This is a genomic window from Streptomyces sp. NPDC005533 (genome assembly GCF_042871845.1).
In the GTDB taxonomy this organism is placed as follows: domain Bacteria; phylum Actinomycetota; class Actinomycetes; order Streptomycetales; family Streptomycetaceae; genus Streptomyces.
The window spans coordinates 122,064-147,242 of record NZ_JBIAJH010000001.1 but is presented as its reverse complement, the minus strand read 5'-3'; the positions used below and the strand labels follow the sequence as shown (position 1 = coordinate 147,242).

Below are 25,179 nucleotides of genomic sequence, written 5' to 3'. Positions count from 1 at the left end.
CCAGCGGCCGCACCCCCCGGTGCAGCTGATAAGCAGACAATAGCGTGCACGTTCCGCGGCACGCGGGTGAACGAATAGGGTGACGTGCGCATCATCCAGGGGAAGAGGGGACGCTCGGTGTCCAGATCCGGTCAGCGGCGCATGCTGCTGGTTTCCACCAATTACGCTCCGGAGCACGCGGGGATCGGCCCGTACGCCACCCAGATCGCGGAGCACTGGGCGGATCTCGGCCACGAGACGCACGTGCTGGCGGGCATGCCGCACTACCCGGCGTGGTCCGTCGAGCCGGAGTACAAGGGGGCGCTCCAGCGCACGGAACGGCGCGCGGGTGTCACCGTCCACCGGCGGGCGCACACCGTGCCGCCGCGCCAGACCGCCGTGAAGCGCGCGCTTTTTGAAGGATCGATTCTGCTGCACGGCGCCGTGGCCCCGCCCCGGATGCCCAAGCCGGACGCGGTGCTCGCCCAGATGCCCAGCCTGGCCGGCGGGGTGCTCGCCGCCCGGCTCGCGGCCCGCTGGAAGGTCCCGTACGTCCCGGTCGTCCAGGACCTGATGGGCGCCGCCGCCGCGCAGAGCGGGATCAGCGGCGGGGACAAGGCAGCCGCGATCGCCGGCCGCGCCGAGGCGTACGCCCTCAAGCGCGCCACCCTCGTCGGCGTCATCCACGAGACCTTCGTGGACCGGGTCGTCGGCATGGGCGTGGACCCGGGCCGGATCCGCCTCGTCCCCAACTGGTCGCACGTGGCGGTGCCCACCAAGCCGCGCGGCGAGACCCGCCGCCACCTCGGCTGGGGCCCCGGCGAGACCGTCGTCCTGCACTCCGGGAACATGGGCCTCAAGCAGGGGCTGGAGGTCCTCGTGGGCGCCGCACGGCTGGATCCGAATGTCCGCTTCGTACTCATGGGCGACGGCAGTCAGCGCGCCGCGCTCGCCGATCTGTCGGCCGATGTACCGAATCTGGACATCATCCCCCCTGCCGCGGACGGCGAGTTCCCGGATATCCTCGCGGCGGCGGACGTACTCGCGGTCACGCAGCACGCTGCCGTGCTGGACATGAGCGTGCCGTCGAAACTCACCTCCTACTTCCAGACCGGCCGCCCCGTCGTCGCCTCCGTGGCGGCGGAGGGCGGCACCGCCCAGGAGGTGGAACGCTCGGGCGCAGGGGTGCTCGTACCGCCGGAGGACCCCGAGGCCCTGCTGAAGGCCGTACGGGCCCTGGCCGAGGACCCGGAAGGCGCGGACGCACTGGGAGCGGCCGGACCCCGCCACGTGGCGGCCCATCTGAGCCGTGAAGCGGGCCTGGCCCGCATCGACGCACTGATAGACGAAGCACTTGGGGGACCCCGGCCGTGATCGAGACGAACCGCCCTGCAGCGGCACCGGCCGACGACGAACCGGATCTCCTCAGAGACCAGTTCCGGCAGCTCCTGCGCTACCGCAGGCTCATCGGCGCGGGCATCGGCATCGGCCTGCTGGGCGGCGTCTACCTCGGCATCTCCACGGCCGACACCTACGTCGCGACCGCCGACGTGGTGCTGCGCGCGCCCACCGACGACCCGTTCAACCCGAGCCTCGCCCCCGACAAGGCGATCAACATCGGCTCCGAGCGCCAGGTCGCGCTCAGCTCCTCCATAGCCAACGAGGCGGCGAAGAAGCTCGGCGTGTCCGCCTCCGGCTTCGCCGCCCTGCGCAGCGGGCTGCAGGTCACCAACCCGCCGCAGACCATGGTGCTGCGCTTCACGTACACGGCGTCCTCCCCCAAGGAGGCCGCCAAGCGCGCCAACGCGATGACCGAGGCGTACCTGCTCAAGCGGCAGGAGTCCCTCGACGCCACCCGCGACAAGATGGTCAAGGGCTACAAGGAGCAGCGCGACCCGATCGCCAAGCAGCTCGACGAGCTCTCCAAGGAGATCGCCCGGATGCCCGCCGGGGCCGGGCGCGACGCGGCGAGCTCCGCCAAGACCGACCTGCAGAGCGAGGTCGGCGGCTACAACACCAAGATCACCAAGCTCGAAGCCCTCGACATGACCCCGGGCCGCGTCACCAGCGCCGCGACCGCGCCCCCCGGAGCCGACGGCCCCGGCATCCTCATGTCCCTCGCGCTCGGCGCCGCCGTGGGCCTCGCCCTCGGCCTGCTGGCCGCCTGGGTCCGGCTCGTCTTCGACCCGGCACCGCGCTCCGAGGGCGACGTGGCACGGGCCCTGCGCGCGCCCGTACTCGGCTACCTGCCCCGGGACCGGACGGGCGGCGGACCGCTGCTCGCCGCCGGCGAGGCCGATCCCCGCCTCGCCGAGGAGTACCGCTCGGTGGCCTTCCGGCTCGCCTACGACTCCCGTTTCGCCGACCGGCGCCGGCTGCTCGTCGTCGCCCCGCGCGGCAGCAGCGAGACGGCCGCCGCGGTGGCCGTGAACCTCGCCGCCTCCTTCGCGGAGACCGGCAAGGACGTCCTGCTCATCGAGGCCGACCTGCGCACCCCCGTACTGGCCAGCCAGCTGCCGACGGACGCCGGCGGCCGGCCGCGCTGGAGCCAGACCCCGGGCGGCCAGAAGGGCGGCGGACGGCACTCCGACTCCGAGTGGCCCGACGGACGCCAGCTCGTCGTGGACGCCGGCGAGTCCGGCTCCTTCGACCTGATCCCCGGCGAGCGGGCACGCAACGTGCCGCGCGCGCTGACCTCCCCCCGCGCCACCCGGCTGATCTCCGAGGCCGACTCCCCCAACGCGACCGTCGTCGTGCTCGCGCCGCCCGTGCTGTCCTACGCCGACGCCCTCGCCCTCGTCGACCGCGTCGACGGCGTCCTGGTCGTCTGCAACCCGCGCGGCGTCCACCGCACCGACCTGTCCCGGATCCGCGAGCTGATCAGCGGCGCCGGCGGCACGGTGCTCGGCGCGGTGCTGCACGCCCCGCTGCCCGGCGAGAAGCGCGGCCGCGGCAAGGACAAGATCCCGGCCCCCGCGCCCGCCGCCGGTTCCCCGGCGGGCGGCCCGCAGGCGCCGCAGCCGATCGCGTACGAGGTGGCCGAGCCCGAGCAGCACATCCCGGGTGACGGCACCGACACCGTCGCGCTGCGCACCGTGCGCATGGGCCGCAGATGAGCCGACGCGGCCTCGCCGCCGTCGCCTCGGTCCTCGACCAGGCCGCCTCCAGCGCCACGAACATCCTGGTGCTGGTGCTGGCCGCCCGGCTGTCCTCGGCAGCCGGGTTCGCCGACTTCTCGATGGTGTACGTGACCTTCAGCGTGCTCCTCGGACTGAACATGGCCTACGTCGGCCAGAGCCTCGTCCTGGAGAAGGGCGAAGGGCTCGGCGCGATGTGCCGCTCCGCCGCCGGCTTCACCGGGGCCGCGTCGGCCGCGGTGGGAGCGCTGCTCGTGGTGGTGGGCCTCGCGCTCCCCGCGACGCCCGGCCGGGCCTTCCTCGCGCTGGGCCTCGTCCTGCCGTTGGTGCTCCTCCAGGACGGGCTGCGCTACTGCTTCTCCGCGCTGCGCGCCCCCGCGCGGGCGCTGGCCGCGGACGCGCTGCGGCTGGTGTGCGTGGTCGCGGCGCTGGCCGTGCAGCCCGAAGGGGCCTCTGCGGGGCGGCTGGTGCTGGTGTGGGGCCTCTCCGCGGTGCCCGCGCTGGGGCTGGGGCTGTGGCTGCTGCGGCCGTACGGCCGCGGGGCCCGGGGCGGTCTCGCGGGACTACGACCGTATCTGCGCCGCGGTCACCTCGGGCAGCGGTTCGTGGTCGAGTTCGCGGTGGGCAACGGCTCCAGCCAGCTGGCCGTACTGGGCCTCGGCGTCTTCGCGACCCCGCTGGCCGTCGGCGCGCTGCGGGGTGCGACCACCCTCTTCGGGCCGCTGAACGTCCTGTTCAACTCCGCGAACTCCTTCGGGCCGCCGGTCCTCGGGCGGCTCGGCGGCAAGCGGGCCACCGTGCGGGCGACCGCGCTGCTCGGCCTGGTCCTGGCCGCGCTGGGCGCGGGCTGGGGGGCCGTGCTGTACGCGCTGCCCGAGCGGGTGGGCCGTCAGCTGCTCGGCGACACCTGGGCGGCGACGGCCGCGCTGCTGCCGGCGACGGGGGCGCAGTACGCGGTGATGGGGCTCGGCACCTGTGCGCTGCTGACCCTGCGGGTGCTGGCGCCGAAGGCCACGCTCTCCCTCCAGGTGGTCTTCTCGCTGCTGTCGGTGGGGCTGCTCCTGGGGGGCTACGCCGTGTGGGGGGTGGCGGGCGCCGCCTGGGCCCTGGCGACCGGCTCCACGCTCAAGGCCCTGGCCGCGTGGTGGCGGGTCGCCCGGCTGCCCGGTGCCGTCCCGGCGCAGGCCGAAGCCGCCCCGGTATCCGCGGCCTGACCCGCTGCGCGGAGCTCTGCCGCCCCGACCCCTTCTCCGCTTCCCGGCCGCCGCCCGGACCCGGTCCTCAAACGCCGGACGGCTGGCCCTTTTCAGGAGTGGGGAGATCGGTTGAATCCGTCGGGCAGGGCCCAGTCTGGGTGGTAGGTGATGACCCGCTCGTACGCCGCCTGGAGGCTATGGCGATCAGACTTCCCGCTGAGGGCCACAGAGAAGAAGGCATGCCGAGCATCCGACGCCTCCTTGACTCGGCGAGCATTCAAGACGGCAAACTCGCCGATCCCTACGCCGGCTTCGAAGGAGCCCTTCATCGCGATCTTCACGCACTCGAAGAGGTAGTCCTCACCGCCGCAAGCTTCCAGCTGGCCCCTTCGCGCAAGCTCGGCTGCTACGTCGTGAAGCCCAGTGGGCTTGCCAGCCTGGTGCAGGCCGATGATGGCGCTGTGGATCGCACCGTTCCGACTCAATCCACCGAGCGCCAGTCCGTAGGAATGCTCATTCGGCTCTGGAGTGTCCGAGGCTGACTCTGCATCTGAAGCGGCATCCCAAAGACTCTTGAAACGGTCGACCTCCGCTTCCTCTGCCAGCTTTGGTCGCGCAGCCTTGGCCAGTTGCTCGACAACCACCTCCACGACGCCCCAGGCAGGAAGCTGGGGCTTGATGAAGGCGTGGTGGATCTTTGTGTGGCTCGCAGCCTTCTTGACCGCTCGTTGCAGTTCACGGGCAGAGGGATGTCCTGCCTTGCGGTGGAGGGCATGGAGTTCACTGTTGAGGGTGCGGAGGGGCCCTACGGGCAAGGTCGGTTTCGTCCAGCGGCCCACAGCAACCTCCATCCGAGCACTCTGATGACCTGATGGTGTCAGGAAGCGTCACGGCTTGTCAGGGAAAGTGAGAGCTTGCCGTGCGCCTGTCAGGAGACGTAAATACCTCTGCCGAGTCTCTCAAGCTGCTGTTCACGCCAACGTTTGGAGTCTTTGTGGAGCAAATCAGCACTCGCACGCTTCTACTCGCAGTCGTAGGAGCCTTGACGGTCTACGTCGCGCTACGGAACCCGCCACTAGGAGCTGCGCTTGGCGTCGGCGTCCTGGTCGTTGCCTTTCTCCACGACATCCTGAATCGGTAGGTGCGTCGTGTCAGCCCTCAATCGCCCCCTCCAAGAGCGGGGTTCTTGTGCTCTGCCGTTGACGAGCGGGTCGTGTCGGCGGGCCCTCTCCTGTTACGGTCATCCGTTCGCCGAGGAGGTCATCATGACTGTTTCGCTGCCCGTCGCTGCCCGAGTGGACCTGCGCCGTCGGCCGGTCGAAGACGTGCTGGAGCGCGTGGAACGGGCCCTCCACGCGCGATTGGATCGGCAGGCGTTGGTACGTAAGCGCCGTTCCTTGGGTGGCCGTACGGAGCGGGGTACCTGGGTGCGAATCGAGCGGCGGGGATTCGAGCGGATCGGCCCGCAGGGCTGGAACGGGACCGAGGCCGCCGCCGTGCTGCAAGGGGTCGCGATGCCCGAGTGGTACCAGGGCGTGGCGTGGCGCGAGCCGGGTGAGCCGGTGATGTGGCGCGCGGATGAGCTGGAGCTGCTTGCGTCGCCGTCTGTCGCCAAGGGCGCCCTGGTGCTCGAAGACCCGGGCCTGCCGGATGCGTGGTGGGCGGAGCTGAATGCCTCGCTGGACGCCCTCGGGGGCCAGCAGACGCCGCGGATCGCGACGCCGGACACGGTGACGATCACCCAGGAGCAAGTGACGCAGACACTCCGTGAGGTCTTCCCAGACATTGCAGATACGCGCATCGAGCGGTGGGCGCCGGCTCATGCGGATCTGACCTGGGCCAACGTGATGGGACCGGAGTTTTCCATCATCGACTGGGAGGACTGGGGGATGGCGCCCCGGGGCCTGGACGCCGCAACGCTGTGGGGCAACGCGCTGGCCGTCCCGGCGCTCGCGGACCGCGTCCACCTGGAGCGGCGTGCGGACTTGGAGAGCCGGGACGGCAAGCTGATGTCGCTGTTCTTCCTGTCGAAGATCGTCGGACCCCACGCGTACGAGGAGGATCCGCTGCTGGTGCCGGCCCGCAAGGAGGCCGAGCGCCTGGTGGCTGAGCTTCAGCGCTGACGGTGCCCATGCAGGGCGCGCAGGTACTGACTGACGGCGGTGGTGTCCACATCCGCGCCCAGGGCCTGGACCAGCTCGGCCAGGTGACCGGGGTTGTCGGTGCCGGCGGCCACTGCGGCCGCACTCGGTAGGTGAAACGCCGTACGGAAGGCTGCCTGCACGTGGGACAAGCCATCGTGGGGCGGTCGAAGGAAGGGGCGAGGGTCGAAGTCCTCCCAGACCTTCCCGTTGCCACCCCCGAAGGGGCTCATGCCCCAGGTCTCGCCCGCCTGCCAGACGCTGCGTAGAACGGCCGTGGTGTCGAGGAGGTCGATGCCCACGAGGAACCCGGCCCGGACCATGAGGACGTCCGGAGACGGCAGGTCGTCCACCCCGACCATGCCGAGCGGCCGGGTGTCCCAGGAAGACACACCCCATGTGCCGCACAGGCCCTCGCGGGCCGCGTCGACCAGGGCGGTGCAAGCGCTGCCGAGGAGGGCGTGGCCATCGGCCGGAGATAGGCTCGTGAGGCTCCGTTCGGGGTTGTGGAGGAGCACGGTGTCAGGTTCTCTGCCGAGTTCCCGGGTCGCCTTCTCAATGGCCAGGCGCAGCCGACTTGGATCGAGGGAGTGCTCAGCGCCCCCGGCGCCCGGGAAGAAGCCCACCTTCGTGGACAGGGCGAACTTCGGCAGCAGATCAGCAGCCGTCTCGGCCAGCACCGCGTGCGAGCGGAAGCCGAGGTAGGCAGCCGCGGTGTCCAGGGAGGTGACGCCGAGGTCGAGTGCGGCCGTCAGGATGTCGCGGTGGTGACGAGACCGGTGTAAGCCGAGGACAAGGCGGGGGTCAGCTCCGTGCACAGTTCCTCCTTCAGCAGGATCTCGGCGAGCTGTTCCACGTCCAGGCCGGTCTTCTCGGCGGCGTCGGCGATGTCGACGGGGTGGCCGCTCAGCAGCAGGGCGAGCGCGGGGTACGCCTTTCCGGAGAAGGAGACCTTCTTGCCTGCCGCGAGGACGTCCACGGTGTCGGCGTGCTGCTCGATCACGGGCTCGAAGTCGGTGACGCACACGACGGCCGCGGGCTTTCCGAACAGGCCGGTGGCCGGGACATGCCGGGCCGCCAGGCGTTCCCGCTCCCGGGCATCGAAGAAGTCCTGCGGAGTCAGCTTCGTAGCCATCTCGGCAACGGCGTCGGCCAGGAGCCGCTGCTGCCCCTCCCACTGGCCAGGGGAGTTCCAGCGGTCCAGGTCGTACCGGAACAGCTCCTGCGTGCGGGCTTGGTCGGCGAGCCAGGCCAGCCAGTTCACGCCGACGCGCTTCACGATGCCGAAGGTGGCGTGCAGGCTGTAGCCGTCGCCCTGGTCGTCCCGGGTGGCCTGGTGCCAGAAGCCGCGGGGGATGTGCATCACGTCGCCGGGCTCCATGACGCCCTGCCACACGATCTCTTCGCCGGGCTCGGAGTTGGGGGCGGAGTCGCGGTACATCGGAGCCTTGCGCGAGGCATCGCGGACTTCCCAGCTCTTGCGGCCGGCGAGCTGGACGATCACGACGTCGTGATCGTCCCAGTGGAGCTTGAAGCCGCTGGCGTCCTGGGTGGTCAGGTAGGCGTTCACCTGCACCAGCTCACGGGCCCACCACTGGAGCGCGCGGCAGGTGGCTTCCATGGCCGGGTCGAAGAAATCGACCTCGTCCAGAACCATGGTGCAGCCCTCGCGCATCAGCGCGCCGACACGGTTCATGTCGGCCATGGGGATGGCTTGTCCCCGCCGAGTGACGGAGGGGTGGATGTAGCGGCCGGGGTGCAGTTCGGCGCCGTCCTGGAAGATGCGGAACTGGGGGGTGGTGACGCTGCGGCGCATCACCAGGTCCAGCAGCTTCTTGGGGGTGAGCAGGCGATCGAGCAGATCAAGATCCTCGATCGTTCCCCGGGTAAAAGCGGCTCCGAGTTCCCGGGGTCCGTCCCAGCCGAGGGCCTTCTCCATCGCGGTGACGAAGTGGTGGTCCATGTGTTCCTCCGGTCTGCGTCATGGGCGTGAGGCCGGGGGCCCGCCGTGGTTGACGAGCCCCCGATCGGTGCTGTGGCGTGCTGGTGGTGCTACTCCTGCGGGAGGTTCAGGCCGTCGCGGTTCTCGCCGTCGTCCCCCGCGGAGGTGCCGGTGGAGTCGGACTCCGCCGCCGCGGCGGTGAAGCGGTCCTGGACCTTGATCAGGCTCTCGACGCCGACCAGCAGGTCTTCTTTCTGCGCTGCCATGTGTGTCTCCATTTCCTGGAAGTCCAGGGCCGACGGGTGCCGGCCCAGCCCCGATGGGGCATACCTCACCAGCCCTTTTGTTTCCGGGCCGGGGAGGAGACAGGGGGTGTGAGGCCAGCGCCAGCCGCACGGAGCTCGGCCATGTACCTGGGGATCCCGATCCACAGGGGCATTCACCGTCGGGAAGTGATCACTACGTCGCGACCGGGGTGGTGTTGGATGCCAGCCGACGACGACGTCCGCCACAGCGCGGGCACTTGCACGGCGGGTAGCGGCCGGGGTTGGAGAGGATGTCGAACGGGTCGCCTTCCAGGACCCGCGTGCTCGGCGACCACGTCCGGCCCGAGTCCCGCGATACCCGGATGCTCATCCGGACGCGGGGATCTGTGCCCAGGTCAGGGGCCTTTCCGAAGACCGTTCGTTTTGTGTCAGGAGTGCCCGCCGATTCGTTCGGGGTGGTCGTCCTCGGTCGCTTCGCCATGTCCAGAAGCATCGCGATCAGGACGAGGGGCCAGAAAGGCCCAGCGGATTACCCAACTTGGATAGCATCACCGTCGGTTAAGACCTTGAAGCGATCCGTGTTCTTCCTCCGGAGCGTGCCCGATGCCCGAGTCACGTCGCACGAAGGAACTACCGACACGTCTGCTCACCGATCCCGAGATGATCGACGCGTGCCGCGTGCGCGACTTCGCGATTGTCTTTCGCCTCGTCAAGGCTCGCGCAGGCATCTACCCGTCGATGATCGCGCGCCATTGTGACTTGACGCCGAGCCGCGTGGGGGAGGTGATCGCGGGCCGGCGGCAGCTACTCCACATGGACGTGATCGAGCGGATCGCCGACGGGTTGCGCATCCCGGGGCACATGCTCGGGCTGGCCCGACGGGAGTGGGAAACGCCGGTTGCGCTTGCCGTGGCAGAGCGAGAGCCACCGGAGTCGGTGAACCCTCCTGCCGGGCTCAGGCCGCTTGCGGCCTTACCCGGGGTGGAGGTCGACAGCATCCTCGCCCTGGCTGCCGGTACCAAGCCGAGCCCGTCCACTCTGCAGGCGCTCCGGTCCTCGATCGAGGACTACTGGCGACGCGACGACGAGCATGGAGGGGAGAGCCTTCGACCGGCTGTCGTCGGCCAGCTGCGATACGTCGAAGGGCTGCTGAAGGGCCGGCGGCCGACGCCGATACAGAACGGCCTCTACGGCATCGCGGCGGAGCTGGCGCGGCTGACGGGTTGGACGTACTTCGACGCCCGCCAGTACCAGCAGGCCCGCGCGTACTTCTCGGAGGCCCTGCAACTGGCCAGAGAGATCGACGACCATCCGTTCATGGCCAACGTGCTGGCCTGCATGAGCCTGCAAGCGACCTACCAGGACAAACCTGCGGACGCGCTTGCGCTGGTGTCTGCTGCCCAGGACCAAGCCCGCGCCGCCACCGGGGTGACGCCGAGAGTACGGGCGATGCTGGCCATGCGCGAAGCCTTCGCCCACGCGACCTTGGGGGACCGGAAGGCGACGCACAACGCGATCTCCGAGGCTCACGGTCAGTTCGAGCGCGTCCACGAGGGCGACCCGGACCCGGCATGGGTGATGTACTTCGATGAGCAGAAGCTCATCGTGGACACCGGCATTGCGCACGGGCGTCTTGGCGAAGCCGCGATTGCCGAACCGCTGATCGCGGATGCGCTGGCGCGGGAGGATCCTGCGAACCAGCGCGGCCGGGCGTTCCATGCCTTCTGGTTGGCCCGCACGCAGCTCCAGCGGGGCAAGCTCGACCAGGCGTGCCACACGGCGACAGAGGCCCTGGTGCCTGCCGCGGCGGTGTCGTCCGAGCGGGTGGCCGGGCACCTTCGCGAGTTCTACGAGCAGCTCGCGCCCCATCGCGAGGTGCCGGCCGCGGTTGCCTTCGAGGCACGTCTACGAGCGATGCTTCCCCCGCCGGGTCAGCGGACCCCTTCGTCCATCAGGACGTAGAGGAGGCCGACCAAGGAGCCACTGCTGACGATCTCGCGACGGTCGATCATGCCCCGGATGTTCGCCAGCGGGATCCACTCGACGCGGTCCGACTCGTTCTTCTCGGTCGGCGGCCCGTCGTACGTCGCACCATCCGCGCGGAACAGGTGGTGCTGGGAGTCCGTGATGCCGTTCGCCGGTTCGGCGTAGATCAGCGGCTTCATCGGGCCCGGACGCCAGCCGGTCTCTTCGAGGACTTCACGGGCGGCAGCCTCACCGGGGGTCTCGTCCGCTTCCACCAGGCCCATGGGTAGCTCCCACGCCCATGCGTCCGTGATGAAGCGGTGACGCCACATCATCAGGACCTCTTGGCAGTCGTTGAGCACGGCGGCCACGGCCAAGTGGCGGAGCTTGACGACGTGGTGTTCCCAGCGGTGGCCGTCCGGCGTTTCGATGTCGGTGAGCCACAGGTTCACCCACTTGTTCTCGTAGATCGGACGTTCCCCGTGGATCTTCCACTGCATCGCTGCGGCCCCTCTCGATCGGCCTCCAGCATCGCAGACTCAGGTTGAGCCGCGGCCGGGTTCCGAGCAATTCACGTCACAGTGACGAATACGAATAGCTCAGCCGCTGCGCCGGCATTTGAGGCGCGGACCCCGGCGCGGAGCGTCAGCGCAGGGTGGTGGACTTGTCCGTGCGGTGGGTCGCGACCAGCGCGAGGCACAGGGCCGCGATCGCGACGCGCCCCGACGCCTGGAGCAGCGGGCCGCGCAGCAGGATGAAGGAGTAGCCCGCGACCAGCGGGACGACCACCGAGATCAGGCTGCCCGGCGGCGACCTCCGCGTGGCCCGTTTCGCGTAGCGCCTGTCGACGCGCGCGGCGGCGTACCCCATGCCCAGCAGCCCCGCGCCCATGCCCAGCGGGCCGAAGTCGAGCCACAGCTCCGCCCAGATCGGGGAGGAGAGGTTGGTGTTGACCGTGCCCATCCACTGGCCGACCATCACGCCGGTGTCCCGCGGCTTGCCCGGCCACACCGAACGCGGCACCGCGAACAGGATCGAGCCGGCCAGCTGGCGTCCGTAGAAGTGCCCGGGGCCCGACTCCGAGAACGTGATGGTGTTCGCGAACATCCCGATCTGGTCGTAGTCCTTGAGGGCCATCGGCTCCAGGAAGGACGTGGTCTCGACCGGCCGGTAGTTCTTCTCGTCGTACCGGAAGCGGTCGGCGAAGGGGAAGATCAGCAGGGCGACGACCACCGCCATCGACAGCGCGACGCGGTACATCGCCGCGCTCACCGGGAAGACGGTGAACAGCATCGCGAACATGACCGTCAGGAACCAGTACCGCGGGTTCGAGATGGGGTTGTTGACGATCAGGTTGAGTCCGGCGAGCGCCCCCCACGTGACGAGGATGGACACCTTGCGGCGGGCGAACTTCGAGGTGATCAGCCAGCGGGTGTGGAGGAGCAGGGCGAGCAGGGCCGGTACGGTGCCGAAGCCGCGCAGCAGGGCCTGCCCGGCCTGGCCGTCGCCGTTGGAGACGCCCGCCTCCTCGATGCCCGCGATGATCTCCTGGCGGCTGGAGAAGAAGACCGCCGGGCCGCCCAGCTTCATCACGAAGGCGGCGCTGCACAGGAACGAGAGGACCGTGAGGAGTTGGAGCCGGCGCCGGTGCGCCATGACGGGCCTGGACTCCTTCTGGGAGCCGCCCGCGCGTCCGGCCGGCCGGTGCCGGGCCAGCAGCACGCCGACGTCGAAGGCGGTGCAGCCGAGCAGCACGAGCCCGATGGCGATCGTCAGGTCGGAGCGCGGGCCGACGACCGGCGTCGGGACCTGGCCGAGGACGGCCTGCGCGAGCGGGGCCACGCCCATGGCCATGTAGACGAAGAGCCAGAAGGAGCCCTGGAGCAGCTTGCGGCGGCTGGTGAGCACCATCGCGGAGAGCCGGGCGCCCGCGTACATGGTGAGCAGGAGCTGGAGCCAGAAGGCCGCGTCACGGACGCCCGCGCCCGTCTGGGCGGCGACGAACAACGGCAGGAAGACGGTGAATCCGAGCGCGAGCGGCACCGACAACGCGCGCGAGAGCAGGGTGCGCGGGAGGGTGGCCCGGCCCCACAGGCTCTCGTCCTCGAAGGGGGACGGGACGGGCTGCTTCGCGGGCGTTGCGGGGGGTTTGCGTATGTCCGTCGTCACTGCCGCCCCCACCCGATGTGCCTGGTCCGCGCGCAGTCTAGTCTGAGCGGGCCACGCCCGGGGAGGCGGCGGCCGGGGTCCCCCGGGACGGAGTCCGGGGGCGCAGATGGGGGCGACAGTTGCGGGACCTTCCTTCCTTCACGCTGGCCGGATACGACAAGGGCCGCGGTCTGCTGTCCCAGGCGCTCTGGTTCGCCGTGATGAACACGCTGTTCATGAGCTGGTTCTGCCCGGCCCGGCTGCGGGTGGCGCTGCTGCGGGCCTTCGGGGCGAAGATCGGCGAGGGCGTGCTGATACGCCACCGGGTGCGCGTGCTGTGGCCGTGGAAGCTCACCGTCGGGGACCACACCTGGATCGGTGAGGGCGCCTGGCTGCTGAACCTGGAGCCGCTGACCATCGGTTCGCACGTGTGCCTCTCGCAGGAGGCCATGCTGTGCACCGGCTCGCACGACCACCGGGCCGCCGACTTCCGCTACCGCAACGCGCCCATCACCGTCGAGGACGGCGCCTGGGTGGCCGTACGGGCGACCGTGCTGGCCGGGGTCACGGTGGGCCGCTGCGCGGTCGCCGGGGCGGGCTCGGTCGTGTACACGGACCTGCCGGAGCTGACCCTGCAGACCCAGGACGGGCGGCGCCGCCCGGTGGAGGAACCCAAGTGAGCCCCTCGATGCGCGTGCTGCACGCCGTCACCCTGCACTCCCCCTCGCACGCCTTCGGCGGGCCGGTCCGGGTCGCGCTGAACCTGGCGAAGGGGCTGCGCGCCCGGGGCCACGAGGCGCGGCTGCTCGCGCTGGGCGAGGGCTTCGACGAGTGGCCCACCTCCGTGGAGGGCGTACCGGCGAAGCTGTTCCCGGCCCGCCGTCTGCTCCCCCTCGGTTTCAGCGGGATGACCTCGCCGGCGCTGCTGGCGTCGGCCGGCCGGCTGGTGCGCGACGCCGACCTCGTCCACGTCCACCTGGCCCGGGACCTGGTGACCCTGCCGGTGGCGCTGGCGGCGCTGCGGGCGGGCAAGCCGCTGGTGCTGCAGACCCACGGGATGGTGGACCCCAGCGAGAAGCTGCTGGCCAAGGTGCTGGACGCGGTGGCGGTGCGCCGGCTGCTGCGCGGCGCGGACGCGCTGCTGTACCTGACCCCGCACGAGCGCGAGGGCCTGGACGCGGTGGTGGGCGCACCGCTGCCGAACGCGGTGCGCCTGGTCAACGGGACCCCGGCGCAGGAGGAGCGGCCGCCGCTGGCCGGCCCGCCGCGGATCCTCTACTCGGCGCGCCTGCAGGCCCGCAAGCGGCCGGTGGACTTCGTGGACGCGGCCCCGGCGGTCCTGGCGGCGTGTCCGGACGCGCGCTTCGTGGTCGCGGGTCCGGACGAGGGCGAGCTGGGGGCCGTACGCGCCCGGATCGGGGAGCTGGGCCTGACGGACCGGTTCACGGTGACGGGGGCGCTGTCCGGCGCGGAGGTCCTGACGGAGCTGCGCCGGGCGCACGTGTACGTCCTGCCCTCGGTGGACGAGCCGTTCCCGATGTCGGTGCTGGAGGCGCTCTCGGTGGGCGTCCCCTCGGTGGTCACGCACTCCAACGGCCTGGCCCGGGACGTCGCGCGGGCCGGTGCGGGGCACGCGGTGGATCCGGGTCCGGCGGGCCTCGCCGCGGCCGTACTGGCCCTGCTGGACCCGGTCGCCAACCGGGAGGCCTCGCTGTCGGCCCGCAGGCTGGCCGCGGACTCCTTCTCCATGGACGCGGTCCTGGACACCCTGGTGCCGGTGTACGAGGGCGCGCTGCGCGGGTGAGGCGAGGCCCCGCCGCGGCGTCAGATGACGTCCCGGCGGTGCTCCTCCACGACCGGTATCGCGCCCGCGGCCCGGCGCCGCTTGTAGATGCTGGTGTAGACGGCGAGGCCGATCCCGCCGACCGCCATCATGATCAGGCCGACCAGGTCGAGGTTGACGCTCTCCATCTCCCAGTCGCTGGCGAAGGTGAGGATGGCGCCCACCACGATCAAACCGATGCATCCGCCGATGCCCATGTGTCCGCCTTCCGCCGTTGTGGCTGTGACCGCGCGGATACCCGGGTCCGGGACACGAAAACGCCCCCGGGGGCCGGGAGTCCGGTCCTCGGGGGCGTGTCCTGCGCCGGCGGCGTGCCGCGGTGCTACGCGGGGATCCAGGCGTAGCAGCCCGAGGAGTTGAACTCCGCCGTGCCCGCCGGGATCGTCGCCGTGATCTTGTCGCCGGCCTTGAGCGGGGCCTCGGGGCCCGAGGCGAGGACGGAGCCGTCCTTGCCCTTGGCCTCCCAGGTGCAGTTCGTGGCCTGGGTCAGCGCCCGGTAACCACCCGCCGCGGGAGACTGCTTGGGGCCTTCGGCGAAGCCCTTCGCCGCCGCGTCGAGGATCGGCTTCTGGTCCGGGCACAGGTACGTGATCGCGTCCTTGGCGCCGGGGATCTCCCCGGTGATGACGGCCCCGGTCGCCGCGTCCTTGTCGTGCTTCGCGGTGCGCGCCACCCGCTGACAGGCCTCCTGGCCGGTCTGCAGGACGGCCGCCGGGTCCGTCTTCTCCGGGACCCGCCCGCTCAGGTACTTCTTCTCCTGCGCCGTGAAACTGCCCGTCTTCGGGGTGAGCTTCGTGTCGGGCAGGACCGGGCCCGTCGGCTTCGCGTCGGCCGCGGGCTCCGCCGCGGCCGGGGCGTCCGCGGGATCGGGGGCCGCCGACGAGGCCGGGGGCTTCACCTTCGCCTCGGAGTCGTCACCGCCGGAACTGCAGGCGGTCAGGGTCAGGGCGGCGGTCAGCAGGACAGCGGCCGCCGCGGAGCGTCGGTACATCGGATGGCTCCCGTACTACTTACAGGGGTGGGACGGGCGAGCGGGGCCCGGCCGGGTAGCGCCGGGCCCCGCTCACCGTCAGGCGGTTGCCTGGAGGGTCGCTACTTCGCGCCGAAGGTCAGAACCAGCTGCGGGGTACCCTCCGCCGCCGTGGACTCCGCCGACCAGATCCACAGCGGGTCGGTGCCCGTGCTCGTCAGGCCCAGGCTGTAGCTGCCGCCCAGCACCGCGGAGAGCGCGGTGGTGTCCAGCTCGACGCTGTGCACCGCCGAGCCGTCCGGCACGCCCGCGAGGGTGCCGAGCGGGGTGGTGCCGAGGGTGGGCTTGGTGTTGAAGGTGGTGCCCGCGCCGCTCCAGGTGCCGGTGACCGGGACCACGGAGACGGTGTCGGCGGTGCCGGCGCCCGTCTGCGTGGAGGTCTTGATCTGCAGCGAGGCGGACTTCAGGACCTGGCCGGCCGGGGCGGCCGGCAGGTTGAAGCGCAGGTACGTCTCGTACGCCGAGGTGCCGCGCACCGCGAGCGAGGTGGACGTGCCGTAGGCCGTGCTCGGGGCGCCCTGGTTGATGTAGGTGTCCTCGGTCGCCTTGACCGCGGAGACCGAGTCGGTGGGCGCCTTGGCCAGGTCGAAGTGGTTCTTGACCTGGGCCTGGGTGAGCGCCGTCGGGTAGACGGCCGTCTCGTCGAGCTGACCGGCGAAGAAGTTGCTCGTCGGGCGGGTCGGCCAACCGGAGAGGTTGTCGCCGCCGGCGTGCCAGTAGCCCGCGTAGGTGCTGGTGCTGGTGGCGTTCAGCGAGCCCTTGTTCTGCCCGTCGACGTACAGCGTGATGCCGCCGGGGCCCTGGGTGCCGACCACGTGGTGCCACTTGTTGTCGTTGTACGTCTCGAACAGACCCGTGGAGACGGTCCGGGCCGAGCCGTTGTAGACGCCGAAGACGAGGCGACCGGTGTTGGTCATGTAGATGTGGCGGTCGTTCGAGCCGCTGCTGCGCGTGGTGTTGTTGCCGAAGCCGATCAGCTTGCCGCCGCGCGTGGTGTTCGTCTTGAACCAGGTCTCGACCGTGAAGGTGTTGCCGACCGACTGGCGGCGGTCGCTGTGCACGAGCTGGCTGGTGCCGTTGAAGCCCATCGCCGTGCTGGCGCCGGAGACCGCGCCGGGCGTCTGGCGCAGGGCCGGGGCGTTGAACTGCACACCGCTGGTGTTGCCACCGGTGGAGGAGTCGGCCACGTACGGGCTGACGGAGTCGTCGTAGCGCCAGTACAGGTCGGCGCCGTCCTGGCGGACCTGGTTCGGGTACGTCTGGACCGAGGTCGGGATCGTCACCGAGGCGACGGCCGACAGGGCGCTGGTGTTGCCCGCGTCGTCGGTCGCGGTCACGCGGTAGGTGTACGTCTGGCCGGCCTTGACCGTGGTGTCGTTCCAGGAGGCCTGCGGGCGCTGCCACTCCAGCGAGCTGGCGGTGACCGTCGCGGCCGGGGTGGCCGAACCGTTGCGGTAGATGCGGTACGTCAGCTTGCTGTCGTCCGCGTCGTAGCTGGTGCGCCAGCGGACCTGGGCCTCGCCGGGCTTGACGCTCGCGGCGCTGGCCACCGGGGTGGTCGGGGCGCCGATGTCGCCGGTGGAGGCGAAACGGGTCAGGCCCTGCTGCGCCTTGCCGTTGATGAGGGTGAACTCACCGCCGACCCACAGGTACTTGACGTCGTTCTTGTCTGCCACGGCCATGACGCGCGGGCCGATCCCCTCGCCGAGGCCGTCGTTGGCGGTGGGGTGCCAGCCGAGCTTGCCGGGGCCGCGCACGAAACCGTCGACGGGCGCGGGGGCGGCGCCGTCGTGGTTGGTCGGCTGGGCCAGCAGGAAGTTCCGCTTGCCGTCGGGGAATTCCAGCTCGGTGGAGCAGTCGTGCGCGTGCGAGGAGCTGTAGAGCACTCCCTGGTACGGCAGGACGAACTGGGTGGCGCCGAGGCAGCGGTCGCGCCACTTCTCGGTGAAGTCGCTCAGGCGCAGGCCGATGCGACCGTCGAAGACGCCGCCGCCGGAGCCCTCGTGGCCCGTGTAGAAACCGGTGTCGTCGGTGGAGATGTCCTTGACGACCGAGTTCGACGGGATGTTGGTGTAGGTCTTGGTGACCGCGCCGGTGGTGGCGTTGACCACGGCCAGCGCGTGGCTGTTGGAGCCGTTGACCGTGAAGAAGTCGCCGCCCAGGAGGACGTTCTTGCCGTCGGGTGTGACCTCGACGGCGCGGCCCGGCTCGTCGACGTTGGCGACGAAGGGCTTGAGCGCCCCGGTGCCGGCGTCCACGGCGGCGAACCGCTCGCGGGTCTGCCCGTCGACGGCGTTGAAGTCGCCGGCGGCGTACAGGGTGTCGTCGGTGACGGCGAGCCCGCGCACGGTGGCGGGGAAGCCGGGGTGGAACGATGCCTTGGGGGTGCAGCTCTCGATGTCGATCGCCGCGAGGCTGGAGACCGGGGTGCCGTTGACGGCGCCGAAGTAGCCGCCCGCGTACAGGGTCTTCTTGTCCTTGGAGACGACCAGGGTGCGCACGGTCGCGGTGCCGTCGCCGATGGTGAAGGCGAGCTTGCAGGAGGTGGGCTTGCCCGTCGCGGCGTCGAGCGCGACGAAGTTCACGGCCTCCTGCTCGGCGCCCGCGGCGCCCTCGGGCGGACGGACCGCCGAGAAGGTGCCGCCGGCGAAGACAGTGCCGTTCGCCTGGGCCATCGCAAAGACGATGCCGTCCGGCTGCCAGGTGGGCAGCTCGTCGGCGGTGAATGCCACCGGCGGGGTGATGGCGGACGCCTGAGGCATCAACACCAGGCCTATGCCGGTGCCGGCACCGGCCAGTGACAGGACGAGGGCAGCAGTCAGCCCTCTGGATCTACGCATGAGCCCCCCAGGGCAATTGCCCGGTTTGATGGCTGGAACTATCCGAACAGCCATATGTACGGGCGCAGACTAGGGCTCACGCGAGGGCCTGGTCACCCCTCTTGACCCATTGCATACCAACTTGGAATCAACGGCTCGGCATCGAGGGTGCACAACGGACATATGACAGGTTTGAACCGGTCATACCCGCGGGGAAGTGCGCGAATGACCGGGACACGGCAAATCGTAGGGGAAATATAAGGCTTCAGCGGTCGATGCGGACCGTCACGCCCGCGAGTTGGTCCTCGACCTGGCGAATGTCGGAGTCCACCATGATCTGCGCCAGCTCCGCCACCAGGACCGACGGCTTCCAGCCAAGCAGGTCATGGGCCTTCGAGGCGTCGCCGATGAGGGCGTCGACCTCGCTGGGGCGCTCGTACTTGGCGTCGTAGCGCACGTGCTCGGTCCAGTCGAGACCGGCGTGCGAGAAGGAGGACTCGACGAACTCGCGGACGGTGGCGGCCACACCGGTGGCGACGACGTAGTCGGTGGGCTCGTCCTGCTGGAGCATCCGCCACATGGCGTCGACGTACTCGGGGGCATAGCCCCAGTCGCGCACCGCGTCGAGGTTGCCGAGGTAGAGGTGGTCCTGGAGACCGGCCTTGATGCGGGCGACCGCGCGGGTGATCTTGCGCGTCACGAACGTCTCGCCGCGGCGCGGGGACTCGTGGTTGAAGAGGATCCCGTTGACGGCGAACATGTCGTACGCCTCGCGGTAGTTCACCGTGGTCCAGTACGCGAAGACCTTCGCGGCGCCGTACGGACTGCGCGGGTGGAAGGGGGTGCCCTCGTTCTGCGGGGGCGGGGTGGCTCCGAACATCTCCGAGGACGAGGCCTGGTAGATGCGGGTGTCGACACCGCTGGCCCGGATGGCCTCCAGCAGCCGCAGCGCGCCGAGACCGGTCACGTCGCCCGTGTAGAGCGGGGCGTCGAAGGAGACGCGGACGTGGGACTGCGCGCCGAGGTTGTAGACCTCGTCGGGGCGTATGTCACGGAGCAGGTTCACCAGCGCGACGCCGTCGGAGAGGTCGGCGTGGTGCAGGACGAAGGACCGGTTGGCCGTCTGCGGGTCCTGGTAGATGTGGTCCACCCGCTCCGTGTTGAAGCTGGAGGACCGCCGCACGAGCCCGTGCACCGTGTAGCCCTTGGAGAGCAGGAGCTCGGCGAGGTACGAGCCGTCCTGCCCGGTGACGCCGGTGATCAGTGCGGTCTTGCCCATGCGGTCCCCCTGGGGATGGTTTCGGTCAGTTGTGTGAGCGGGGCGCCCCCACCCGTTCGCGGTCCCGGGGGACTGGATGCGTACCGTACACGCCCGGTCCAGCCGCCTTTGCGGCGGATTCCTCCACGCCCTTCGCACACGGCCCGCACACCTTCGCCACCGGGGCCCGTGCGGGTGCGGGCGGCGGGACCGGGCCCGCGGGGGCCGGACCACTGCGCCCCGCGCGGGAGCGGACTGGCATCATCGGCGGTATGACAAGTTCGCTGCCGCTCCTGCCCCCGCACGCCCGCGTCTTCGTCGCGGGCCACCGCGGCCTCGTGGGGTCCGCGGTCGCCCGGCGGCTGACCGCCGACGGCCACGAGGTGCTCACCCGGGGCCGGGCCGACCTCGACCTGCGCGACGCGGCCGCCACGGGCGCGTACCTGAAGGACGTCCGCCCGGACGCCGTCGTGCTGGCCGCCGCCAAGGTCGGCGGGATCATGGCCAACAGCACCTACCCGGTGCAGTTCCTGGAGGAGAACCTCCAGATCCAGCTCAGCGTCATCGCCGGCGCGCACGCGGCCGGTGTGGGCCGGCTGCTGTTCCTCGGCTCGTCCTGCATCTACCCGAAGCTGGCCCCGCAGCCCATCCGCGTGGACGCCCTGCTGACCGGCCCGCTGGAGCCCACCAACGAGGCCTACGCCCTCGCGAAGATCGCCGGCATCGTCCAGGTCCAGTCGTACCGCAAGCAGTACGGGGCCTCGTACATCTCGGCCATGCCCACGAACCTCTACGGCCCGGGCGACAACTTCGACCTGGAGACCTCGCACGTCCTGCCCGCCCTCATCCGGCGCTTCCACGAGGCCGCGGCCGAGGGCCGCGAGGAAGTCACCCTGTGGGGCTCGGGCACCCCGCGGCGGGAGTTCCTGCACGTGGACGACCTGGCCGCCGCCTGCGCCGTGCTGCTCGGCGGCTACGACGGCGACGAGCCGGTCAACATCGGCTGCGGCGAGGACCTGACCATCAGGGAACTCGCCGAGACGGTCGCCGAGGTGACCGGCTTCCGGGGCCGCCTCGCCTGGGACACCTCCAAGCCGGACGGGACCCCGCGCAAGCTGCTGGACGTCGACCGCCTGACCTCGCTCGGCTGGAAGCCCGCCGTCCCGCTGCGGGACGGGATCGCCGCCACGTACAAGTGGTGGCGCGAGCAGAGCTGATCGCACGGGCGGCCCCGGTGTTCCGGTGCCTCAGTACGCTCCGCGGCCGTCGACGACGGCGCGGAGCGTGCGGCCCATCACGTCGACGTCGCTGGTGAAGGACCAGTTGTCGACGTACTGCAGGTCGAGCTGGATCGTTTCGTCCCAGGACAGGTCGGACCGCCCGCTGATCTGCCACAGCCCCGTCATCCCGGGCCGCACGGTGAGCCGGCGCAATTCGACCTCGTCGTACTGGGCCACCTCCTCCGGCAGCGGCGGGCGCGGGCCGACCAGCGACATGTCGCCCGTCAGTACGTTGACCAGCTGCGGGAGTTCGTCCAGCGAGGTGCGGCGCAGCAGCCGGCCCACCCGGGTCACCCGGGGGTCGCGGCGCATCTTGAACATCAGGCCGTCGTTCTCGTTCGCCCCGGACAGCTCGGCCTTGCGGGCGTCGGCGTCCATCACCATCGTGCGGAACTTCCACATGACGAAGGGGACCCCGTCACGGCCGATGCGCTGCTGCCGGTAGAAGGCCGGACCGCGCGAGCCGAGGCGGATGGCCAGCACGATCCCGAGGAAGACCGGCGCGAGCAGCAGCAGCCCGACCGCGGCTCCCACCCGGTCCAGGACCGACTTGAGCAGGGTCTGCATCCCGCGGCTGACGGGCGGCGCGACCCTCAGCACGGCGAGCCCGCCCGCGGAGAGGGTCTCCAGCCGCTTGACGGAGACCTCCACCAGCCCGGGGAAGATGGCCAGTTCCAGCCCGGCGTCGTGCAGGGCCCAGGCGACGCGGCGCAGCCGCTCCCCCGTGATCCGCACACCGGGGGCCACCAGTACCAGGTCGGCGTGGTGGCTGGCGACGGCGCCGAGCACGGCCGCGGAGTCGCCGGCCGGCGCCTCGGGCATCGCCTCGTCGAGCCGGGCCGCCACGGGCACCCCGCTGGAGAGCGCACCGGAGCCGACCGGGACCACGCCGACGACCACGTACGGGTGGTCGGTGCGGGCGGCGAGGTGCGCGATGACGTCCTCGGCGGCGTCGGGCTCGCCGACGACGAGGACCCGGCTGACGGCCTGGGCTTCGCGGCGGGCCGCCGAGAGGTGGCGGTAGGTCAGTTTGTGGCAGGCGACGGTGATGAGGAGGGCCGGCAGCAGGGCGCCGAGGGCGGACAGGCGGGGGGTGGCCTCTTCGGTCACCACGCGGGCCACGGCCAGCACGCCGATGAGAATCAGCCAGTCATGGACGACGGGGAGCACCCCGCGCGACTCCCCGAGCGCGCGTGCCGTGTACCGCCGGCGCAGCGCCTGTACCCCGGTCCACGCCACGGCGGCGGCCAGGGCGCAGTAGAGGGGCCGGACCTGCTGTGCGGCGTCGAAGACGAGCCCTACGGGAAGGGCGGCGCCGAAGAAGTCGGCGGCGACGGCGGCCGGGCGGTACCAGCGGGCCTTGTCTCCGTGGCGGCGGGCGGACCCGACGGACTCATGGGCCGTCCCGGCCACTCTTTGCGCAGGAAAATGGACATGCCTCATGGGCCCCCCTGGCACGTGGTCTATGACGTTGGCGGGTGTCCATGGCTTCCCCTGGCAACGGACATCTGCCGCACCGGGAAACAGTACGACAAACACCCGTACGGTAAACGCCGTTTGGGTCAACGCAGCCTCTTGTTGCGCAAGTGTTAGCAACCGGTATCAGCCGTTCCGGAAGCCGGACACCCTGCATCGCACACGAAGGTGAATGGTCCGGATACCGGATACGTATCTTCGAACAACGAACCGTTTCCGGCCAACCTTTTGACGCGCCCCTGACATCTAGTCCGCCAAGTGGCAATCTTCGACCGTTCATCGCACCAGCCCTGTTCTGCCCGGAGGCCCACCCAGCCATCCGGAACCCCCCTTGCAGAAGGAGTCTGCGTTGAGGTCCACCCCCCAGAGGCGTGCCACCGCGGCCGGCGCGCTCGTTGCCGCGGCAGCCCTGCTCGCCGTAGGCATACAGACCGGCACCGCCACCGCCGACGCCACCGCGTCCCAGGCACCCAAGGCCGCCCAGCCCAATCCGGGCGCGGCCAACCGCGTACTCAGCGCTTCGGAGCGTGCGACGCTCCTCGCCGAGGCCAACTCGACCACCGCGCAGGCTGCCAAGGCCCTCGGCCTCGGTAGTGGCGAGCGACTCGTCGTCCGCGATGTCGTCCAGGATGCGGACGGCACCACGCACACGACGTACGAGCGCACCTACGACGGCCTCCCCGTGCTCGGCGGTGACCTCACCGTGCACGCCAAGGGTGGAGTCACCAAGAGCGTGACCAAGGCGACCAACCACGAGATCAAGGTCGCCGACACCGACGCCACGGTCACCCCGGCGGCCGCGGAGAGCCAGGCGATCTCCGCAGCCGGCGCCGAGGGCTCGAAGGATGCCAAGGCCTCCAAGAACGCCCGCAAGGTGATCTGGGCGGCCGAGGGCGTTCCGGTGCTCGCGTTCGAGACCGTCGTCGGCGGCCTCCAGCACGACGGCACCCCGAACGAGCTGCACGTGGTGACCAACGCCAAGACGGGCGCCAAGATCACCGAGTGGCAGGCCATCGAGACCGGCACCGGCAACACCATGTACAGCGGCCAGGTGACCCTCGGGACCACCCAGTCGGGCAGCACCTGGAACCTGACCGACGCCGCGCGCGGCGGCCACAAGACGTACAACCTCAACCGCGGCACCGGCTCCGGCACCGGCACGCTCTTCTCCGGCCCGGACGACATCTGGGGCAACGGCACGCCCTCCAACCTGGAGACGGCCGGTGGTGACGCCCACTACGGCGCCGCCGTCACGTGGGACTACTACAAGAACGTGCACGGCCGCAACGGCCTGCGCAACGACGGCGTGGCCCCGTACAGCCGGGTCCACTACGGCAACGCCTACGTCAACGCCTTCTGGAGCGACTCCTGCTTCTGCATGACGTACGGCGACGGTGAGGGCAACAACAAGCCGCTCACCTCCACCGACGTGGCCGCGCACGAGATGACCCACGGTCTGACCTCGGTCACCGGCAACATGACCTACAGCGGTGAGCCCGGCGGTCTGAACGAGGCGACCTCCGACATCATGGCGGCGGCCGTCGAGTTCTACGCCAACAACCCGCAGGACGTCGGCGACTACCTCGTCGGCGAGAAGATCGACATCAACGGCGACGGCAGCCCGCTGCGCTACATGGACAAGCCGAGCAAGGACGGCTCGTCCAAGGACTCCTGGTACTCGGGCCTCGGCGGCATCGACGTCCACTACTCCTCGGGCCCGGCCAACCACTGGTACTACCTGGCCTCCGAGGGCTCCGGCGCCAAGGTCGTCAACGGCGTGAGTTACGACTCGCCGACCGCCGACGGCCTCCCGGTCACCGCGATCGGCCGTGACGCCGCCTCGAAGATCTGGTTCCGCGCGCTGACCACCGGTCTGTTCAAGTCGAACACCAACTACGCGGCGGCCCGCACGGCCACCCTGCAGGCGGCGGCCGACCTGTACGGCGCCGGCTCGGCGACCTACAACAACGTGGCCCACGCCTGGGCGGCCATCGCCGTCGGATCGCGCCCCGCGCCCAGCGGCGTCTCGGTCACGGCGATCCCGAACCAGACCACCCAGGTCAACACCGCTGTCAGCCTGCAGGTCCAGGCCACCAGCACCAACCCGGGTGCGCTGAGCTACGCGGCGACCGGCCTGCCGGCCGGCCTGTCGATCAACTCCTCCACCGGCCTGATCTCGGGCACGGCCACCACCGCGGGCACGTCCAACGTGACCGTCACGGTGACCGACTCGCAGAGCAAGACCGGGACGACGTCCTTCACCTGGACGGTCGGCACCTCCCAGCAGAACGTCTTCGAGAACACGAACGACTACCAGATCGCGGACAACGCCACGGTCGAGTCCCCGCTCGCGGTGACCCGCACGGGCAACGCCCCGAGCACGCTGAAGGTGGACGTGAACATCGTCCACACCTACGTCGGTGACCTGGTGGTCGACCTGGTCGCCCCCGACGGCAGCGTGTACAACCTGCGCAACCGCACCGGCGGCAGCGCGGACAACATCGTCCAGTCCTTCACCGTGAACGCCTCCTCCGAGGTCGCCAACGGCACCTGGAAGCTCCGCGTCAAGGACGCTGCCAGCCTGGACACCGGCTACATCAACAGCTGGAAGCTCACCTTCTGACCCCGTCGGGGCCGCGTGAGCAGGAGCTGAACAGATAGACACGGGGCCGCCCGGGAGAAGACCTCCCCGGGCGGCC

Annotated in this window: 20 protein-coding genes; 9 read left to right on the top strand and 11 right to left on the bottom strand. The window is 70.6% G+C overall.

Going from position 1 to position 25,179, the window contains the following annotated elements; all coding sequences use genetic code 11:
- The first annotated feature begins 141 nt into the window (after positions 1–141).
- The 3 genes from ACFYP3_RS00665 to ACFYP3_RS00655 are packed head-to-tail and all read left to right on the top strand — an operon-like array spanning position 142 to position 4,330.
- Positions 142–1,353, top strand: a complete 1,212-nt coding sequence (locus tag ACFYP3_RS00665) for a glycosyltransferase (protein WP_388825205.1) — start codon at positions 142–144, stop codon at positions 1,351–1,353.
- Positions 1,350–3,095: a lipopolysaccharide biosynthesis protein gene (locus ACFYP3_RS00660; RefSeq protein WP_388824569.1), complete on the top strand. Its 1,746-nt coding sequence runs from the start codon at positions 1,350–1,352 to the stop codon at positions 3,093–3,095. The genes ACFYP3_RS00665 and ACFYP3_RS00660 overlap by 4 nt, the downstream gene beginning before the upstream one ends.
- Positions 3,092–4,330 carry a hypothetical protein gene (locus ACFYP3_RS00655; RefSeq protein WP_388824566.1) on the top strand — a complete coding sequence of 413 codons (1,239 nt, stop codon included), beginning with the start codon at positions 3,092–3,094 and terminating at the stop codon, positions 4,328–4,330. The genes ACFYP3_RS00660 and ACFYP3_RS00655 overlap by 4 nt, the downstream gene beginning before the upstream one ends.
- A gap of 92 nt (positions 4,331–4,422) precedes the next feature.
- On the opposite strand, the gene ACFYP3_RS00650 is transcribed toward ACFYP3_RS00655, so the two are convergent.
- Positions 4,423–5,163, bottom strand: a complete 741-nt coding sequence (locus tag ACFYP3_RS00650) for a hypothetical protein (RefSeq protein ID WP_388824563.1) — start codon at positions 5,161–5,163, stop codon at positions 4,423–4,425.
- 414 nt (positions 5,164–5,577) lie between these two features.
- Between ACFYP3_RS00650 and ACFYP3_RS00645 the strand changes: the two genes are divergently transcribed.
- Positions 5,578–6,435, top strand: coding sequence for a hypothetical protein (locus ACFYP3_RS00645; protein WP_388824560.1), 858 nt, complete (start codon positions 5,578–5,580; stop codon positions 6,433–6,435).
- Here ACFYP3_RS00645 and ACFYP3_RS00640 read toward each other — a convergent pair.
- From ACFYP3_RS00640 to ACFYP3_RS00630, 3 genes are all read right to left on the bottom strand, one after another.
- A complete protein-coding gene (locus tag ACFYP3_RS00640) occupies positions 6,426–7,271 on the bottom strand; it encodes an aldo/keto reductase (RefSeq protein ID WP_388824557.1) in 846 nt (281 codons plus the stop codon). The two genes, ACFYP3_RS00645 and ACFYP3_RS00640, sit on opposite strands and share 10 nt — an antisense overlap.
- A complete protein-coding gene (locus ACFYP3_RS00635) occupies positions 7,205–8,416 on the bottom strand; it encodes a JmjC domain-containing protein (protein ID WP_388824554.1) in 1,212 nt (403 codons plus the stop codon). Before ACFYP3_RS00635 ends, ACFYP3_RS00640 begins: the two co-directional genes overlap by 67 nt.
- Before the next feature lie 89 nt (positions 8,417–8,505).
- A complete protein-coding gene (locus tag ACFYP3_RS00630) occupies positions 8,506–8,661 on the bottom strand; it encodes a hypothetical protein (RefSeq protein ID WP_266782122.1) in 156 nt (51 codons plus the stop codon).
- 603 nt (positions 8,662–9,264) lie between these two features.
- On the opposite strand from ACFYP3_RS00630, the gene ACFYP3_RS00625 reads away from it, so the two are divergent.
- Complete coding sequence (locus tag ACFYP3_RS00625) at positions 9,265–10,623, top strand: hypothetical protein (RefSeq protein WP_388824551.1); 1,359 nt, start codon at positions 9,265–9,267, stop codon at positions 10,621–10,623.
- Here the strand turns inward: ACFYP3_RS00625 and ACFYP3_RS00620 are convergent.
- Both ACFYP3_RS00620 and ACFYP3_RS00615 read right to left on the bottom strand, forming a co-directional pair.
- Complete coding sequence (locus ACFYP3_RS00620) at positions 10,593–11,126, bottom strand: NUDIX hydrolase (protein ID WP_388824549.1); 534 nt, start codon at positions 11,124–11,126, stop codon at positions 10,593–10,595. The genes ACFYP3_RS00625 and ACFYP3_RS00620 overlap by 31 nt on opposite strands.
- 145 nt (positions 11,127–11,271) lie before the next feature.
- The gene (locus ACFYP3_RS00615; RefSeq protein WP_388824546.1) at positions 11,272–12,795 is read right to left on the bottom strand and encodes a hypothetical protein; all 1,524 of its coding nucleotides are present in this window, start codon (positions 12,793–12,795) and stop codon (positions 11,272–11,274) included.
- A gap of 119 nt (positions 12,796–12,914) precedes the next feature.
- On the opposite strand from ACFYP3_RS00615, the gene ACFYP3_RS00610 reads away from it, so the two are divergent.
- Together ACFYP3_RS00610 and ACFYP3_RS00605 are read left to right on the top strand one after the other, a co-directional pair.
- The gene (locus ACFYP3_RS00610) at positions 12,915–13,454 is read left to right on the top strand and encodes a WcaF family extracellular polysaccharide biosynthesis acetyltransferase (RefSeq protein WP_388824543.1); all 540 of its coding nucleotides are present in this window, start codon (positions 12,915–12,917) and stop codon (positions 13,452–13,454) included.
- Positions 13,455–13,462: 8 nt separating this feature from the next.
- Positions 13,463–14,578 (top strand): glycosyltransferase, encoded by a 1,116-nt coding sequence (locus ACFYP3_RS00605; protein WP_388825202.1) that lies wholly within the window; start codon positions 13,463–13,465, stop codon positions 14,576–14,578.
- Between the two features lie 20 nt (positions 14,579–14,598).
- Here ACFYP3_RS00605 and ACFYP3_RS00600 read toward each other — a convergent pair whose 3' ends face one another.
- The 4 genes from ACFYP3_RS00600 to gmd all read right to left on the bottom strand — a co-directional run bounded on the left by ACFYP3_RS00600 (position 14,599) and on the right by gmd (position 19,745).
- Positions 14,599–14,814 (bottom strand): DUF6458 family protein, encoded by a 216-nt coding sequence (locus ACFYP3_RS00600; protein WP_030026053.1) that lies wholly within the window; start codon positions 14,812–14,814, stop codon positions 14,599–14,601.
- Between the two features lie 125 nt (positions 14,815–14,939).
- A complete protein-coding gene (locus tag ACFYP3_RS00595; protein WP_388824540.1) occupies positions 14,940–15,608 on the bottom strand; it encodes a hypothetical protein in 669 nt (222 codons plus the stop codon).
- 101 nt (positions 15,609–15,709) lie between these two features.
- Entirely contained in the window at positions 15,710–18,487 is a 2,778-nt protein-coding gene (locus tag ACFYP3_RS00590; protein ID WP_388824537.1) for a LamG-like jellyroll fold domain-containing protein, read from the bottom strand.
- A gap of 244 nt (positions 18,488–18,731) precedes the next feature.
- The gene (gene gmd / locus ACFYP3_RS00585) at positions 18,732–19,745 is read right to left on the bottom strand and encodes a GDP-mannose 4,6-dehydratase (protein ID WP_388824534.1); all 1,014 of its coding nucleotides are present in this window, start codon (positions 19,743–19,745) and stop codon (positions 18,732–18,734) included.
- Between the two features lie 251 nt (positions 19,746–19,996).
- Here gmd and ACFYP3_RS00580 point away from each other — a divergent pair, with 251 nt between their 5' ends.
- Positions 19,997–20,941 carry a GDP-L-fucose synthase family protein gene (locus ACFYP3_RS00580; protein WP_388824531.1) on the top strand — a complete coding sequence of 315 codons (945 nt, stop codon included), beginning with the start codon at positions 19,997–19,999 and terminating at the stop codon, positions 20,939–20,941.
- A gap of 30 nt (positions 20,942–20,971) precedes the next feature.
- Here the strand turns inward: ACFYP3_RS00580 and ACFYP3_RS00575 are convergent, their stop codons facing one another.
- Positions 20,972–22,447: a sugar transferase gene (locus tag ACFYP3_RS00575; protein WP_388824529.1), complete on the bottom strand. Its 1,476-nt coding sequence runs from the start codon at positions 22,445–22,447 to the stop codon at positions 20,972–20,974.
- A 382-nt stretch (positions 22,448–22,829) separates the two neighbouring features.
- Here ACFYP3_RS00575 and ACFYP3_RS00570 point away from each other — a divergent pair, with 382 nt between their 5' ends.
- Complete coding sequence (locus tag ACFYP3_RS00570) at positions 22,830–25,103, top strand: M4 family metallopeptidase (RefSeq protein WP_388824526.1); 2,274 nt, start codon at positions 22,830–22,832, stop codon at positions 25,101–25,103.
- Positions 25,104–25,179: the final 76 nt, after the last annotated feature.

Bases quoted from the DNA above. Each gene is read 5' to 3' on its own strand.
- ACFYP3_RS00665 (WP_388825205.1), top strand. From the start codon at position 142: ATGCTGCTGGTTTCCACCAATTACGCTCCGGAGCACGCGGGGATCGGC.
- ACFYP3_RS00655 (WP_388824566.1), top strand. From the start codon at position 3,092: ATGAGCCGACGCGGCCTCGCCGCCGTCGCCTCGGTCCTCGACCAGGCC.
- ACFYP3_RS00650 (WP_388824563.1), bottom strand. From the start codon at position 5,163: ATGGAGGTTGCTGTGGGCCGCTGGACGAAACCGACCTTGCCCGTAGGG.
- ACFYP3_RS00645 (WP_388824560.1), top strand. From the start codon at position 5,578: ATGACTGTTTCGCTGCCCGTCGCTGCCCGAGTGGACCTGCGCCGTCGG.
- ACFYP3_RS00635 (WP_388824554.1), bottom strand. From the start codon at position 8,416: ATGGACCACCACTTCGTCACCGCGATGGAGAAGGCCCTCGGCTGGGAC.
- ACFYP3_RS00630 (WP_266782122.1), bottom strand. From the start codon at position 8,661: ATGGCAGCGCAGAAAGAAGACCTGCTGGTCGGCGTCGAGAGCCTGATC.
- ACFYP3_RS00625 (WP_388824551.1), top strand. From the start codon at position 9,265: ATGCCCGAGTCACGTCGCACGAAGGAACTACCGACACGTCTGCTCACC.
- ACFYP3_RS00620 (WP_388824549.1), bottom strand. From the start codon at position 11,126: ATGCAGTGGAAGATCCACGGGGAACGTCCGATCTACGAGAACAAGTGG.
- ACFYP3_RS00605 (WP_388825202.1), top strand. From the start codon at position 13,463: ATGCGCGTGCTGCACGCCGTCACCCTGCACTCCCCCTCGCACGCCTTC.
- ACFYP3_RS00600 (WP_030026053.1), bottom strand. From the start codon at position 14,814: ATGGGCATCGGCGGATGCATCGGTTTGATCGTGGTGGGCGCCATCCTC.
- ACFYP3_RS00595 (WP_388824540.1), bottom strand. From the start codon at position 15,608: ATGTACCGACGCTCCGCGGCGGCCGCTGTCCTGCTGACCGCCGCCCTG.
- ACFYP3_RS00590 (WP_388824537.1), bottom strand. From the start codon at position 18,487: ATGCGTAGATCCAGAGGGCTGACTGCTGCCCTCGTCCTGTCACTGGCC.
- gmd (WP_388824534.1), bottom strand. From the start codon at position 19,745: ATGGGCAAGACCGCACTGATCACCGGCGTCACCGGGCAGGACGGCTCG.
- ACFYP3_RS00580 (WP_388824531.1), top strand. From the start codon at position 19,997: ATGACAAGTTCGCTGCCGCTCCTGCCCCCGCACGCCCGCGTCTTCGTC.
- ACFYP3_RS00575 (WP_388824529.1), bottom strand. From the start codon at position 22,447: ATGAGGCATGTCCATTTTCCTGCGCAAAGAGTGGCCGGGACGGCCCAT.